The following is a 14,945-nucleotide window of genomic DNA, read 5'->3' on the forward strand; positions in this document are numbered from 1 at the left end:
TGGGAGACATGGCGAAAGCGAAGACGGACGGCGTGGTGGACGAGGAACAAGGCGCCGCGGCCGGCGCATCGGCGCAGGTGGCGCCGGTGGACTCCACGCTCGGCTATGAGCAGGCGCGGGACGAGCTGATCGAGGTCGTCCGCAGCCTGGAGGCGGGCGGTACGACGCTGGAGGAGTCGCTGGCGCTGTGGGAGCGCGGCGAGGCGCTGGCGAAGGTCTGCCGCCGCTGGCTGGACGGCGCGCGGGCCCGGCTGGACGCCGCGCTGGCGGAGTCGCCGGACGGAGCGGAAGCGGGGGCGGAGCGCCCGTAGGCGGAGCCCGTAGGGGGAGCGCCCGGAGGAGCCGACGCCCGGGGCCGAACCGCACCCCCAGCGTCTCACGTTCCGGAAAAGCGCTTCCGAATCACGGAATCCCGCTACCCTTACACGTGAACCGAATCACATCCACCCGGATTTAGTTGAAGTTTCACCTATCCGGATTAGAGTGGTTTCGAACCTGACCCCACCGACCACCGAGGTGCCCTTATGTCTCTCGCCCTTGACGCCGCCGCCCAGGACCTCCTCTTCCGCGAGGCCCAGACCGCCCACACGTTCACGGACGAGCCGGTGACGGACGAGCAGGTCCAGGCGATCTACGACCTGGTGAAGTTCGGCCCGACCGCCTTCAACCAGTCCTCGCTGCGGATAACCCTGGTCCGTTCGCAGGAGGCCCGCGAGCGCCTGGTCCAGCACGCCATGGGCGCCAACGGCCCGAAGACCCTGAGCGCGCCGCTGACCGCGATCCTCTCGGTCGACCTGGAGTTCCACGAGCACCTGCCGCGGCTCTTCCCGGCCCTCCCGGACATCAAGGACACCTTCTTCGCCGAGGCCGCCGCCCGCGAGGTCGCCGGCACCCAGAACGCCACCCTCCAGGCCGGCTACTTCATCGTCGGCGTCCGCGCCGCCGGCCTGGCCGCCGGCCCGATGACCGGCTTCGACTTCACCGGCATCGACAAGGAGTTCTTCGGCGACGGCAAGCAGAAGGCGTTCCTGGTCATCAACATCGGCAAGCCCGGCGCCGACGCGTTCTTCCCGCGCTCGCCGCGCCTCGCCTTCGACGAGGCCGTCACCAGCGTCTGAGCGATCGGGCCGCGACCGCCGGCGTCCCAGTACGCCGGCCGGCACCCCGGACAACGACGAGGCCGCCGCACCGCGTGGGTGCGGCGGCCTCGTCGTGCATCGGGCGGCCTGCTCGCCGCTTGGGGGCCTGCCCTTCGGCGCCGTAGGCGCCCGCCCGGCGCCTCGCCCGCTCAGCCCTTCTTCGCCACCAGCGCGGCCGCCAGGTCCGCGAGCCGCCCGTAGGGCGCGGTGCCGGTGACGACCGTGGTCACCCCGGACTCCTCGCGGACCAGTGCGCGGTACTTCTCGCCCTGGTAGCGGTCCCACTTCTTGCTGCCGACGGCCTGCTTGCCCGCGACCTTCGTGGCGCCGAGGGTGACGTCCTTGATGAAGTCCTTCGCGGTCGCGTCGCTCTGCTCGATGGACGCGTACTGCTGCTCGGGGTCGAGCATGCCCAGATGCCAGGCGCCGCCCTTGCCGTCGTCGGACGCCTTGTACGAGACGGAGGTGGCCCGCCAGGTCTTGGGCAGCCCCTCGGGCGCCGCGACCGGGTAGGGCGCCGCCCTACGGGCCGTGATGAGCTCGACGCGGTAGTCGACCCGCTTGACCGCGCTCGCCTCCGCGTCGGAGCTGTCGTCGTGCGGGATGAAGAAGTAGATCGCCCCGACCAGGACGCCGATCACCGCCAGCGACAGGATCATGTCCCGCACCGTTTGCCTGCCTCGCATACCTGCCACGTACCTATGGTCCCCCATGCCCGCGGCGGAGCCGACAGGCCCCCTGGTGACGGCCGTCACCTGCGCAAACGCCGGGGCGCCGGCCCCTCTCGACGCCGCTCATGCGAAGGGCCCCCTGCTCAATCTGGCAGCCTGGAGATAAGGTCATACCTACCCTCATCCTTCGCGGCCGTCGCCGTACAGAAAGGTGCGCTCGATGACCGAGCATCATCTCCCGTCCCAACTCGAGGTCAGCCCCGAGGCCCCGGATCGCAACCTCGCCCTGGAGCTCGTACGGGTCACCGAGGCCGGTGCCATGGCGTCGGGCCGCTGGGTGGGCCGGGGCGACAAGAACGGTGCGGACGGCGCGGCGGTCAAGGCCATGCGCGCCCTGATCCACACCGTCTCGATGAACGGCGTCGTGGTCATCGGGGAGGGCGAGAAGGACAACGCCCCGATGCTCTACAACGGCGAGCGCGTGGGCGACGGGACCGGCCCGGAGTGCGACGTCGCCGTGGACCCGGTGGACGGTACGACGCTGACCGCCAAGGGCATGGCGAACGCGGTCTCCGTGATGGCGGTCGCCGAGCGCGGCTCGATGTTCGACCCGTCCGCGGTCTTCTACATGGACAAGCTGGCGACCGGCCCGGAAGCGGCGGACTTCGTCGACATCACCGCCCCGGTGGCGGTGAACATCAAGCGGATCGCCAAGGCGAAGAAGTCCGCGGTCGAGGACGTCACCGTGGTCATCCTGGACCGGCCCCGCCACGAGGGCCTGGTCAAGGAGGTCCGCGAGGCCGGGGCCCGGATCAAGTTCATCGCCGACGGCGATGTCGCCGGCGCGATCATGGCGGCCCGCGAGGGCACCGGCGTCGACCTGCTGCTGGGCATCGGCGGTACGCCCGAGGGGATCATCGCGGCCTGTGCGCTGAAGTGTCTGGGCGGCTCCTTCCAGGGCAAGCTGTGGCCCAAGGACGACGAGGAGCGCGAGCGCGCGCTGGCGGCCGGGCACGACCTGGACAAGGTGCTCCAGATCGAGGACCTGGTCCAGGGCGACAACGTCTTCTTCGTCGCCACCGGCATCACCGACGGAGAGCTGCTGCGCGGCGTCCGCTACCGCGCCGAGAACGCCTACACCCAGTCCCTGGTGATGCGGTCCAAGTCCGGCACCATCCGGCAGATCGACTCCCAGCACCGGCTGTCCAAGCTGCGCGCGTACAGCTCGGTGGACTTCGAGCGCCCCAGCTGACCGCGCTCCGGCGGCACGCAGCCGCCGCGGCATGCACTTCGCCCCCGTCGGAGAGGCTCCGGCGGGGGCGAAGTGGCCCATACGGTCCCGGCGTTCAGCCTGCCGCGGGGATATGGGCCGTGCGCTGCAGCTCGGACTCGCGGCGGCGCCGCCGGGTCAGCACGACCCGGCGCTCGGCAGCGGTCAGACCGCCCCACACGCCGTACGGTTCGGGCTGGAGCAGCGCGTGCTCCCGGCACTCGACCATCACCGGACAGCGGGCACAGACCCGCTTCGCGGCTTCTTCCCTGGCCAGCCGCGCGGCGGTCGGCTCCTTGGACGGGGCGAAGAACAGCCCGGCTTCGTCCCGGCGGCACACCGCCTCCGAATGCCAGGGGCCGGCCTCGTCGCGCGCAGGCACTCGCGGGGACGGAACGACAGCGGCATCCTGCAGGGGCTGATGCGGTAGCAGCACGGTCTACTCCTGACGACGGCTTCGGCGAGAGAAATCACCCTTGCCCGTCTCGCTGCGCACGGCCTTTTTCCGCACCCCGCAGCCGTACGAGAGACGATGCACCAGCCCTACCCGCTGTGCGCACGCTTATGCACACCGTGGCGATCGTGCGGAAACGCGACATCGCGAAAACGGGAAAATAGCCCGTCGCCCGCCGTCCGGCCCCCGTTGGGGAGCCGTTCGCCGCCCGGCCCCCTTTTTCGGCCCTCAGCCGTCAGCCGTCAGGGGTCGGCCGCCGGCCGTCAGCCGCCCAGTCCCTTGCGGAAGCGGTCCCGCCGCTCGCGCCGGTCGGCGCGTATCCGCGTGTGCTGCTCCCACACCTCCTCGCGCAGCCGCTGATGGCGCTCGCGGTGCCCCTCGCGCAGCCGGGCGCGCAGATCGCCGACCCAGGCGCCGCGCTTCGGCCGGGCCTCCACGTTGCCCAGCACGGCGTAGCCGTTGACCAGGAGCTGCGGGGCGTCGGCGTCCTCCGCCTCGTTCGTGTGGATCTCGAAGTTCCCCAGCACGCCCGATCCGCTGCTGCGCAGCGTGACGTTCTCCGGGACCCGGATCTCCACATTGCCGAAGATCGAGGTGACGTTGATCCGGACCTGCTGCTGCGGGAAGATCGCCTCGGTCAGATCGATCTCGACGCTGCCGAAGATCGCCACCGCGTTGATCCGCGCGGGGACCTGCCAACGGCCCTTGCGGACCGAGGCGCTGAAGATCGCGACGAGGTTCTGGTCCGGGGCCGGGGCGCCGGGCTCGTACGCATACGTCCCCGCACCCGCCGGCTTCGTACCGGCGCCGTCCGCCGCGGGCAGGTCCCGGATGACGGGCTCCAGCTCGCCCATGGTCTTGGCGCGGTAGACCGTGTCGATCCGCTCGGCGTGCTCCTCGGGGTCCAGCCGGCCCTCGGCCAGCGCCTCGCGCAGGATCGCGGCGATCCGGTCGCGGTCCGCGTCGGACGCCCGCATATCGGCCTCGGCCACCGGCGCGGCCGCCGGCTTGGTCAGCTTCACCGGCTGCCGGTCCGGCCGCTGCTCCGGCCGCGGGTCATGCTCCTGAAGCGGTCCGGGCGGGGTCTCGGGGCCCGGTCGTCCCCCGTTGTCTGCATCCACCACCCCAGCGTACCGAAACGCGATAGATCGCGACTAGGGTCTGCCCGAGGTGTCCACAGGTCCGTCGGATCAGAGGTCCGCTCGCCCCGGCGGCGGCCTGAGCGACCGCGGCACGCCCGGATCGGCCGCCGACTGAGCCTTACCTCACAGCGGCGTCCGCCCGCCAGGGTTCTACGCTGTTCAGGCGCTGCCGTAGATGCCAGCCGGACCCCTCCGAGTAAGGAATGACCTTCGATGCCGGAATTCGCCTACACCGACCTTCTCCCCGTAGGTGAGGACAACACCCCGTACCGACTCGTCACCTCGGAGGGCGTGAGCACCTTCGAGGCCGACGGCCGTACGTTCCTCAAGGTGGAGCCGGAGGCGCTGCGCAAGCTGGCCGCCGAGGCGATGCACGACATCTCGCACTACCTGCGCCCGGCCCACCTCGCCCAGCTCCGCAAGATCCTGGACGACCCCGAGGCCAGCGCCAACGACCGCTTCGTCGCGCTCGACCTGCTCAAGAACGCCAACATCGCGGCGGCCGGCGTGCTGCCCATGTGCCAGGACACCGGCACCGCGATCGTGATGGGCAAGCGCGGCCAGCACGTCCTCACCGAGGGCGGCGACGAGGAAGCCCTCTCCCGGGGCATCTACGACGCCTACACCCAGCTGAACCTGCGCTACTCGCAGATGGCCCCGCTGACGATGTGGGACGAGAAGAACACCGGCTCCAACCTCCCGGCGCAGATCGAGCTGTACGCGACCGACGGCGGCGCCTACAAGTTCCTCTTCATGGCCAAGGGCGGCGGCAGCGCCAACAAGTCCTTCCTCTTCCAGGAGACCAAGGCGGTCCTCAACGAGACCTCCATGATGAAGTTCCTGGAGCAGAAGATCCGTTCGCTGGGTACGGCCGCCTGTCCGCCGTACCACCTCGCCATCGTCGTCGGCGGTACGTCGGCCGAGTACGCGCTCAAGACCGCCAAGTACGCCTCCGCGCACTACCTGGACGAGCTGCCCGCCGAGGGCTCCCCGACGGGCCACGGCTTCCGCGACAAGGAGCTGGAGGAGAAGGTCTTCGAGCTGACGCAGAAGATCGGCATCGGCGCCCAGTTCGGCGGCAAGTACTTCTGCCACGACGTCCGCGTGGTCCGCCTGCCCCGCCACGGCGCGTCCTGCCCGGTCGCCATCGCCGTCTCCTGCTCCGCCGACCGCCAGGCCGTTGCGAAGATCACCGCCGAGGGCGTCTTCCTGGAGCAGCTGGAGACCGACCCGGCCCGCTTCCTGCCCGACACCACCGACGCCGAGCTGACCGAGGGCGCGGGCCCCGACCTCGACGCGATCGCGGTCGACCTCAACCGCCCGATGGACGAGGTCCTGGCCGAGCTGACCAAGCACCCGGTCAAGACCCGGCTGTCGCTCACCGGCACGCTGGTCGTCGCCCGCGACATCGCCCACGCCAAGATCAAGGAACGCCTGGACGCCGGCGAGGAGATGCCGGAGTACCTCAAGAACCACCCCGTCTACTACGCGGGCCCGGCCAAGACCCCCGAGGGCTACGCCTCCGGCTCCTTCGGCCCGACGACGGCGGGCCGGATGGACGCCTACGTCGAGCAGTTCCAGGCGGCCGGCGGCTCCAAGGTCATGCTGGCCAAGGGCAACCGCTCCCAGCAGGTCACCGACGCCTGCGCCGCGCACGGCGGCTTCTACCTCGGCTCCATCGGCGGCCCGGCCGCCCGCCTGGCCCAGGACTGCATCAAGAAGGTCGAGGTCCTGGAGTACGAGGAGCTCGGCATGGAGGCCGTCTGGAAGATCGAGGTCGAGGACTTCCCCGCCTTCATCGTCGTCGACGACAAGGGCAACGACTTCTTCCAGGACCCGGCCCCCGCGCCGACGTTCACCAGCATCCCGGTACGCACCGCTAACTGACCTCCCTGGCGGCCCCTCAGAGCCCCTGGCGTCCGCCAGGGGCTCTCTCGTTGGTCTCAGCCCCGAGGCTGCGTCAGGTGCCCCAACGTCCAGGCAGGCACCGCTTTCCTGTTCCGGAAACTCGAACCCCTTGCGCCTCTGGCTGGTTGCTCGCGAGCATCGACCAAGACGCGACGCAGCAAGCTCAGGAAGCGAACCCTGTGAAGGTCACCAAGCTTGTGAGTACCTGCGACATCAAGGATTGCCCCACCATCTACGCCACCGACAGGGGCACCCTGCTGGTACAGGGAGAGACCCCTACGGACCACGGGAACTGACCGACCGCAGCGCGCCGCGGCGGGCACGGCCACCGCCCGCACCGAGCGGGTGGTGGCCGTTCGCTCCCTGCGGCCCCCGGTCAGGGGCGGCGGCCCGCAAGGACGCAGAACTCGTTCCCCTCCGGGTCGGCGAGGGTGACCCAGCTCGCCTCGCCGGTCCCGCCGACGTCGGCGTGCCGCGCGCCCAGGTCGAGCAGGCGGCGGACCTCCTCGCCCTGCTCCCTGTCGGTGGGGTTGACGTCGATGTGGAGCCGGTTCTTGACGGTCTTTCCCTCGGGCACGCGCGCGAACGTCAGGGCCGGTGGCACCGGGCCGGGGCGGTTGCTGCCGTCGGGCACCGCCGGGGAGCCGATGGTGACGAGCTCGTCGTCCTCGTCCTGTACCTCGTAGCCCAGGACCGCGCACCAGAACCGGGCGAGACCGTGGGGATCGGCACAGTCGATCGCCAGCTCGGTGAACTTACTGGCCATGTCGGGACCTCCCAGTCCGGTGGCGGCGCGGTGGAGAGGAAGTCTGCCGCACACCGGACCCCAGGCATCCGTGCGCCGTTAGGTGAGCGGTTTTCGGGATCCGGGAACAGATCGGGGGGTTCGGGTACTGAAACAGATATGAGCGAAAACGACTTCGGCAGCGTCGGCGACCTCGGCGGCGGCTCCGGTGCCGCCCCCGGCCCCGGCGGTTCCCCCGCCTTCCGCATCGAGCACGACTCCATGGGCGAGGTGCGGGTGCCCGCGCACGCCAAGTGGCGGGCGCAGACGCAGCGCGCGGTGGAGAACTTCCCGATCTCCGGGCAGCGGCTGGAGCGGGCGCACATCGAGGCGCTGGCCCGTATCAAGGGGGCGGCCGCCAGGGTCAACGGCGAGCTGGGGGTGCTGGACAAGGACATCGCAGAGGCCGTCCAGGAGGCCGCCGCCGCCGTCGCGGAGGGCGAGTGGGACGAGCACTTCCCGATCGACGTGTTCCAGACGGGGTCCGGGACGTCGTCGAACATGAACGCCAACGAGGTCATCGCGACGCTGGCGAGCGAGCGGCTGGGGCGGGACGTCCACCCGAACGACCACGTCAATGCGAGCCAGTCGTCCAATGACGTCTTCCCCTCGTCGATCCATATCGCCGCGACCTCCGCGGTGCTGAACGACCTCATTCCGGCGCTGGAGCATCTGGCGGCGGCCTTCGAGCGGAAGGCGGCGGAGTTCGCGCAGGTCGTGAAGTCCGGGCGGACGCATTTGATGGATGCGACGCCGGTGACGCTGGGGCAGGAATTCGGGGGGTATGCGGCCCAGATCCGCTACGGCGTGGAGCGGCTGCGGGCCTCGTTGCCGCGGCTGGCGGAACTGCCGCTGGGCGGTACGGCGGTGGGGACGGGGATCAACACGCCGCCCGGGTTCTCGGCGGCGGTGATCGCCGAGGTGGCACGGGTGACGGGGCTGCCGCTGACGGAGGCGCGCGATCACTTCGAGGCGCAGGGCGCGCGCGACGGCATCGTGGAGACCAGCGGCCAGCTGCGGACCATCGGCGTGGGGCTGACGAAGATCGCCAATGATCTGCGGTGGATGGCGTCGGGGCCGCGGACCGGGCTCGCGGAGATCGCGCTGCCGGATCTGCAGCCGGGCTCGTCGATCATGCCGGGGAAGGTCAATCCGGTGATTCCCGAGGCGGTGCTGATGGTGGCGGCGCAGGTCACCGGAAACGACGCGACGGTGGCCGCGGCCGGCGCGGCCGGCAATTTCGAGCTGAATGTGATGCTGCCGGTCATCGCCAGGAATGTGCTGGAGTCCGTCCGGCTGATCGCGAATGTGGCGCGGCTGCTGGCGGACCGCACGGTCGACGGGATCACGGCGAACGCCGAACGGGCCCGGGAGTACGCGGAGTCGTCCCCGTCGGTGGTCACTCCGCTCAACAAGTACATCGGGTACGAGGAGGCCGCGAAGGTCGCGAAGAGGTCGCTGGCCGAGCGGAAGACCATTCGCCAGGTCGTCATCGAGGGCGGGTACGTCGAGCGCGGGCTGCTGACCGAGGAGCAGCTGGACGAGGCGCTGGACGTCCTGCGGATGACCCGCCCGTAAGGCTCGTTCGTAGCGCGCGCTCACTGCCCGCGTTCGCCGCACAGGGTGGTGCGCGGCGGTGGCGCACCCCGTAGCGCGCGTCTCCGGCGCCCGTTCGTAACGGCGCACGGGGCGCGCGTTACCACGCTCGTAACGCCCGGTGCGGCTCAAGTCACGGCGCCCTTAATCCCACGCCTCTAAGATCTGCGCATGACAGCGGACATGGTGGACACGGCGGAAGGCGGGACGGCCGACGGACACAGGGCGGCCGGGGCGGGGCGCGCGGCGGACGGCGCGGCGGGGCGCTGGGCGCCGGGGGACCACGTCCTGTGGCGCTATCGCGACAACGCCCATCCCGAGCAGTTCCACATCTGCCGTCCGATGACCGTGGTGCGCGACACCCAGGAGCTGTTCGCGGCCTGGATGGCGCCCGGCACCCCCTGCGTCAAGCCGGTGCTCGCCGACGGCACGCCCGTGCACCGCGAACCGCTGTCCACCCGCTACACCAAGCCCCGCCGGACCGTCCGCGACCAGTGGTTCGGCACGGGTGTGCTGAAGCTGGCGCGGCCCGGCGACCCCTGGTCGGTGTGGCTGTTCTGGGAGCGCGGCTGGCAGTTCAAGAACTGGTACGTCAATCTGGAGGAGCCCCGGCGCCGTTGGGCCGGCGGGATCGACTCCGAGGACCATTTCCTCGATCTCTGCGTCTACCCCGACCGGCACTGGGAGTGGCGGGACGAGGACGAGTTCGCGCAGGCGCAGCGGGACGGGCTGATGACGCCCGCACGGGCCGCCGAGGTCAGGTCGGCCGGGCGGGCGGCGATCGCACAGATCTCTGCCTGGCGCGGGCCGTTCGCGGACGGCTGGGAGGACTGGCGGCCCGATCCGGCCTGGAGTGTCCCGCGGCTGCCGGAGGACTGGGACCGCGCGCCGGAACGTTTGCGGTCGTGAGGGTGTGAAGCGAATCGACGGGAGTGAAGGGGGCGAACCGTGGAAAGGTGCGCCTATGGGCAGAGCTGTTTCCCGCCCGGCGAGAAGCGGTGCCGAGCCCCCTTGCTGCGCCCTGGGGCTTCAAACGTAGGATCGTCCTCCGCAAGACTGCACAGGCGCAACTCCAGAACTGGAAAACGAACTTGACCGCGGTCACAGGAGGGGCGGGGTCGTGAGCGCGAAGAGCTACGACGGGTACGAGGGTCTGAACCGGTTAGCACTGGACCGGGCGGGTCAGGCCGAGGCGTTCGATGCGATCGGTGACCGGTATGACGACGCTTTCCCCCACAAGGAGGGCCAGCTCGCCTCGGGCGCCTGGCTGGCCGGTGCGCTGCCCGCCGGCTCGCGGATCCTGGACCTCGGCTGCGGAACGGGCCTGCCGACCGCCCGTCAGTTGTCGGAGGCCGGGCACCGCGTGGTCGGGATCGACCTCTCCCCTTCGATGGTCAAACTGGCCCGGGACAACGTGCCGGAGGCGGAGTTCCATCGGCTGGACATCGCCGATCTGCGCGGCGGCCGGCTCGGCGGGGCCGGTTCTTTTGACGGAATCGCCGCTTATTTCTCCCTGCTGATGCTGCCTCGTGCCGAAATCCCTTACGCACTGGGCATGCTGCATGATCTGCTACGCCCCGAGGGGCTGCTCGCCCTGTCGATGGTCGAGGCGGATGTGGACGACTTCACGATTCCGTTCCTGGGCAACTCGATCCGGGTATCGGGTTACCTGCGGGACGACCTGCGCCGGGTCGTGCACGACGCGGGTTTCGACGTCGTCGGGGAGGATGCCTACGCATACGCCCCGGCGAGTACGGACGTACCACCCGAGATCCAGCTCTTTCTGCACCTGCGAAGCGCCTGAGACGCAGCGCGTCGAGCGCGCAGCCCCGGACGGATGGAATCCCACGCGTGACGGAGCACCCCACCTCCCACGAATTGCGGCGGTCGGCCTCGACCGCCGCGCCCTCGGCGTCCCCTGCGCGGGGGCCGGGCGGGACGGCGCCGCTCGGCGCGGTTCCCGACCCGCGCAGTGCCCTGCAGCAGCCCGCCGCGACCGGGGTCGCCCCGGTGCCGGGCAGCGGCTTCGCGGTGCGCGGCGGTGACGACCTCGGCCTGTCCGGTGCCGCCGTCACGGCCTCGGCGGGTCCGCCGGCCGGCCGTGCCGGGAGCTTCGGCCACGCCGACGACGAGCCGGTCGCGGACCATGGTGCGGCGCGGGACGGCGCCGCCATTCCGTACGGGGAGGCGTACGGAGACTCATACGGGGAGGTGGCCATGCCGGCGAGCGGGCGGGAAAGCGGCGCGCCGGACGCGGGCCGGGAGACGGCTCGGGCCGGGCGGCGGGGGCAGGGCGCGGTGAACCGCGCCGGGGCGCCCGAGCCGGGCGAGGAGCCGCACCACGGGCAGCGTCCGCGGGAGAAGGGCGTCGGGCGGTCGCGGCCGCGGGGCGGCGATCCGGTGCGGGCGACGGCCGGGGACGCCTCCGGGCCCCAGGTGCCGGCTCCGGCGGGCCCGCCGGAGAGCCTGCCGCCCGCTCCGCTGCCGCCGGCTCCCCCGGCGCGCTCGGCGCACCCGGGCGAGAGCGGCGAGGTGGCGGCGGCCCGGCAGGCGGGCGGCGACCGGCTGCGGTTCATCGGGGCGGCGACGCGGCGGATCGCCCGCGGCATCGACCTCGACGAGATCGTGCTCGGCCTGTGCCGGGCGACGGTGCCGACGTTCGCCGACGCGATCCTGGTCTATCTGCGCGATCCGCTGCCGGTGGGCGACGAGCGCCCGACCGGCCCGGTGGTGCTGCGGCTGCGGCGTACCGACCGGATCCCGGAGGAGCCGGACACCAACGGCGCCCGGCTGCCGGTGCTGCCCGCGCAGCCCGATCTGGGGCCGGCGATGGGCGGCAGCGCCGCGGAGCTGGCGGAGGTGCGGCCCGGCGGTCCGCTGGCCGAGGTGCTGCGGGGCGTACGGCCGCTGTTCGGCGAGGCGCAGGCGGCGCGTACGGCGCTGCCCGAGCTGCTGGGGCCCGATCCGCGGCTGCCCGGCGGGCACCGGGTGATCCTGGCGCCGCTGCGCGGGCGGCGGCGGGTGATCGGTGCGGCGGTGTTCCTGCGGCGCCCGGACCGGCCGGCGTTCGATCCGGACGATCTGCTGGTGGCGGCGCAGCTGGCGACGCACACCGCGCTGGGTGTGGACAAGGCGGTGCTCTACGGCCGCGAGGCGTATATCGCCGACGCGCTGCAGCGCACGATGCTGCCCGATTCGCTGCCGCAGCCCACCGGGGTCCGGCTGGCCAGCCGCTATCTGCCGGCCGCCGAGACGGCCCGGGTGGGCGGCGACTGGTACGACGCGATCCCGCTGCCGGGCAGCCGGGTGGCGCTGGTGGTCGGCGATGTCATGGGGCATTCGATGACCTCGGCCGCGATCATGGGCCAGCTGCGGACCACCGCGCAGACCCTGGCGGGGCTGGACCTGCCGCCGCAGGAGGTGCTGCACCACCTCGACGAGCAGGCCCAGCGGCTGGGCACGGACCGGATGGCGACCTGCATGTACGCGGTCTACGACCCGGTGGCGCACCGGATCACCATCGCCAACGCGGGCCATCCGCCGCCGGTGATGCTGCACCGCGGCGGGCGTGCCGAGGTGCTGCGGGTGCCGTCGGGTGCGCCGATCGGCGTCGGCGGGGTGGACTTCGAGGCGGTGGAGCTGGACGCCCCGGCCGGTGCCACGCTGGTGCTGTACACCGACGGGCTGGTCGAGTCGCGGATCCGCGATGTGTGGACCGGTATCGAGCAGCTGCGGGAGCGGCTGGCGGAGACGGCGCGGCTGACGGGTCCCCATCCGCCGCCGCTGGAGCCGCTGTGCGACGAGGTGCTGGACATGCTGGGGCCCGGCGACCGCGATGACGACATCGCGCTGCTGGCGGCCCGGTTCGACGGGATCGCGCCGAGCGATGTCGCGTACTGGTATCTGGATCCGAAGGCGCAGACGGCGGGGCAGGCGCGCCGGCTGGCCCGGCGGGCGCTGGCGCGCTGGGGTCTGGAGGAGCTGACCGATCAGCTGGAGCTGCTGGTCAGCGAGGTGGTGACGAACGCGGTGCGGTATGCGGAGCGGCCGATCACGCTGCGGTTGCTGCGAACGGACGTACTGCGCTGCGAGGTCGGCGACGATGTCCCGCAGCTGCCGCGGCTGCGCCAGGCCCGGCCGTCGGACGAGGGCGGGCGGGGCCTGTACCTCGTCAACCGGATGGCGCGGCGCTGGGGCGCGACCCGTCTGAGCATGGGAAAGGTCGTCTGGTTCGAGCTGTCGATGCCGCCGGGGGCGATGCGCCGCTGACGTCGGCGGGCGCCCGGCCCGCGTCCCACATATTGGACCCCGTCCGAGACCGGACGGGGTCCAACTCTTGCCGACATGCCGTCGAAGGCGTTGACTGCTTGGGTGGGCAAAAGGGGCCTACCGCACCTATTGCCCCGACACCCCGTCGATTGGGAGGCATCCCACCCATGACCAGCTCCGCTCGCGACGTCCCGCGCACGACGACCAACGCCGGGGTCCCGGTGGAGAGCGACGAGCACTCGCTCACCGTCGGACGCGACGGCCCGATCCTGCTGCACGACCACTACCTGATCGAGAAGATGGCCCAGTTCAACCGCGAGCGGGTCCCCGAGCGGGTGGTGCACGCCAAGGGCTCGGGCGCCTACGGCACCTTCGAGGTCACCAACGACGTCAGCCAGTTCACCAAGGCGATCGTCTTCCAGCCCGGCAAGAGGACCGAGATGCTGGCCCGCTTCTCCACGGTGGCCGGCGAACAGGGCAGCCCGGACACCTGGCGCGACCCGCGCGGCTTCGCGCTGAAGTTCTACACGGAGGACGGCAACTACGACCTGGTCGGCAACAACACGCCGGTCTTCTTCGTCCGCGACACGATCAAGTTCCAGGACTTCATCCGCTCCCAGAAGCGGCGGCCGGACAGCGGTCTGCGCGACAACGACATGCAGTGGGACTTCTGGACGCTCTCCCCGGAGTCCGCCCACATGGTCACCTGGCTGATGGGCGACCGCGGTATCCCCAGGACCTACCGCCACATGAACGGCTACGGCTCCCACACCTACATGTGGATCAACGACGGCGGCCAGCGGTTCTGGATCAAGTACCACTTCAAGACCGACCAGGGCATCGAGTTCCTCACCCAGGAGGAGGCCGACCGCCTCGCCGGGGCGGATGCCGATGCGCACCGGCGCGATCTGCACGAGGCGATCGAGGGCGGCAACCACCCCTCGTGGACGCTGTATGTGCAGGTCATGCCGTTCGAGGACGCGGCGGACTACCGCTTCAACCCGTTCGATCTGACCAAGGTGTGGCCGCACGGCGACTATCCGCTGATCGAGGTCGGCCGGATGACCCTGGACAGGAACCCGGACGACTTCTTCATCCACATCGAGCAGGCCGCGTTCGAGCCCAGCAACCTGATCCCCGGCATCAGCGTCTCGCCCGACAAGATGCTGCTCGGCCGGATCTTCTCCTACCCCGACACCCACCGGTACCGCATCGGCCCCAACTACACCCAGCTGCCGCCGAACCGGCCGCATGTCCCGGTGCACTCCTACGCCAAGGACGGCCCGATGCGCTTCGACCCCGCCCGGGTGAGCGCGCCGTACGCACCGAACTCCAAGGGCGGACCGGCCGCCGACCCCGAGCGCTTCGATCCGGCCGCCGGGTGGGAGACCGCCGGCGAGATGGTCCGCAACGCCTACTCGCTGCGCGCGGACGACGACGACTTCGGCCAGCCGGGCACGATGGTCCGCGAGGTCCTGGACGACGCGGCCCGCGCCCGCCTCGTCGACAACGTCTCCGGCCATCTCCTCAACGGCGTCAGCACTCCGGTGCTGGAGCGCGCGCTTCAGTACTGGCGCAGCATCGACAAGAACGTGGGCGACCGGATCGCCAAGAAGGTGAACGGCGGCTAGGGCGCTCCCGTAGGGGCGCCACAAGCGCCGGCCCGAGCGCCCGCACACGCACCGCGGCCCCCGCCCATCGAGGCGGGGGCC

At 71.3% G+C, this 14,945-nt stretch carries 13 protein-coding genes; 9 read left to right on the forward strand and 4 right to left on the reverse strand.

Translation table 11 applies throughout. The features are described from left to right. Window positions 1-8: 8 nt before the first annotated feature. Both ACZ4NB_RS10565 and ACZ4NB_RS10570 read left to right on the forward strand, forming a co-directional pair. A complete protein-coding gene (locus ACZ4NB_RS10565; protein WP_467660055.1) occupies window positions 9-311 on the forward strand; it encodes an exodeoxyribonuclease VII small subunit in 303 nt (100 codons plus the stop codon). Window positions 312-524: 213 nt separating this feature from the next. Beyond that, window positions 525-1,118 (forward strand): malonic semialdehyde reductase, encoded by a 594-nt coding sequence (locus ACZ4NB_RS10570; RefSeq protein WP_467660057.1) that lies wholly within the window; start codon window positions 525-527, stop codon window positions 1,116-1,118. A gap of 170 nt (window positions 1,119-1,288) precedes the next feature. On the opposite strand, the gene ACZ4NB_RS10575 is transcribed toward ACZ4NB_RS10570, so the two are convergent. Next, a complete protein-coding gene (locus ACZ4NB_RS10575; protein ID WP_467660330.1) occupies window positions 1,289-1,825 on the reverse strand; it encodes a DUF4245 domain-containing protein in 537 nt (178 codons plus the stop codon). Window positions 1,826-2,030: 205 nt separating this feature from the next. Here ACZ4NB_RS10575 and glpX point away from each other — a divergent pair, with 205 nt between their 5' ends. Then, complete coding sequence (gene glpX / locus ACZ4NB_RS10580; RefSeq protein ID WP_235445352.1) at window positions 2,031-3,062, forward strand: class II fructose-bisphosphatase; 1,032 nt, start codon at window positions 2,031-2,033, stop codon at window positions 3,060-3,062. A gap of 94 nt (window positions 3,063-3,156) precedes the next feature. On the opposite strand, the gene ACZ4NB_RS10585 is transcribed toward glpX, so the two are convergent. Next, entirely contained in the window at window positions 3,157-3,516 is a 360-nt protein-coding gene (locus tag ACZ4NB_RS10585; protein WP_384432330.1) for a WhiB family transcriptional regulator, read from the reverse strand. Window positions 3,517-3,797: 281 nt separating this feature from the next. Beyond that, window positions 3,798-4,511, reverse strand: a complete 714-nt coding sequence (locus tag ACZ4NB_RS10590) for a DUF1707 SHOCT-like domain-containing protein (protein WP_467660331.1) — start codon at window positions 4,509-4,511, stop codon at window positions 3,798-3,800. A 378-nt stretch (window positions 4,512-4,889) separates the two neighbouring features. Here ACZ4NB_RS10590 and ACZ4NB_RS10595 point away from each other — a divergent pair, with 378 nt between their 5' ends. Next, window positions 4,890-6,563 carry a fumarate hydratase gene (locus ACZ4NB_RS10595; RefSeq protein ID WP_467660059.1) on the forward strand — a complete coding sequence of 558 codons (1,674 nt, stop codon included), beginning with the start codon at window positions 4,890-4,892 and terminating at the stop codon, window positions 6,561-6,563. Window positions 6,564-6,960: 397 nt separating this feature from the next. Here ACZ4NB_RS10595 and ACZ4NB_RS10600 read toward each other — a convergent pair whose 3' ends face one another. Beyond that, window positions 6,961-7,350, reverse strand: a complete 390-nt coding sequence (locus tag ACZ4NB_RS10600) for a VOC family protein (RefSeq protein WP_467660061.1) — start codon at window positions 7,348-7,350, stop codon at window positions 6,961-6,963. Between the two features lie 138 nt (window positions 7,351-7,488). On the opposite strand from ACZ4NB_RS10600, the gene ACZ4NB_RS10605 reads away from it, so the two are divergent. The 5 genes from ACZ4NB_RS10605 (at window position 7,489) to ACZ4NB_RS10625 (ending at window position 14,864) form a co-directional block, all read left to right on the forward strand. Beyond that, window positions 7,489-8,946 carry a class II fumarate hydratase gene (locus tag ACZ4NB_RS10605; RefSeq protein ID WP_467660063.1) on the forward strand — a complete coding sequence of 486 codons (1,458 nt, stop codon included), beginning with the start codon at window positions 7,489-7,491 and terminating at the stop codon, window positions 8,944-8,946. A 201-nt stretch (window positions 8,947-9,147) separates the two neighbouring features. After that, window positions 9,148-9,873, forward strand: a complete 726-nt coding sequence (gene fomD / locus ACZ4NB_RS10610; RefSeq protein WP_467660333.1) for a cytidylyl-2-hydroxypropylphosphonate hydrolase — start codon at window positions 9,148-9,150, stop codon at window positions 9,871-9,873. Window positions 9,874-10,084: 211 nt separating this feature from the next. Then, a complete protein-coding gene (locus ACZ4NB_RS10615; RefSeq protein ID WP_467660065.1) occupies window positions 10,085-10,768 on the forward strand; it encodes a class I SAM-dependent DNA methyltransferase in 684 nt (227 codons plus the stop codon). A 47-nt stretch (window positions 10,769-10,815) separates the two neighbouring features. Beyond that, window positions 10,816-13,233, forward strand: coding sequence for a SpoIIE family protein phosphatase (locus tag ACZ4NB_RS10620; protein ID WP_467660066.1), 2,418 nt, complete (start codon window positions 10,816-10,818; stop codon window positions 13,231-13,233). A gap of 167 nt (window positions 13,234-13,400) precedes the next feature. Further along, the gene (locus ACZ4NB_RS10625) at window positions 13,401-14,864 is read left to right on the forward strand and encodes a catalase (RefSeq protein ID WP_467660068.1); all 1,464 of its coding nucleotides are present in this window, start codon (window positions 13,401-13,403) and stop codon (window positions 14,862-14,864) included. Window positions 14,865-14,945 lie beyond the last annotated feature (81 nt).

The sequence above is a fragment of the Streptomyces sp. NPDC026575 genome (genome assembly GCF_055567415.1).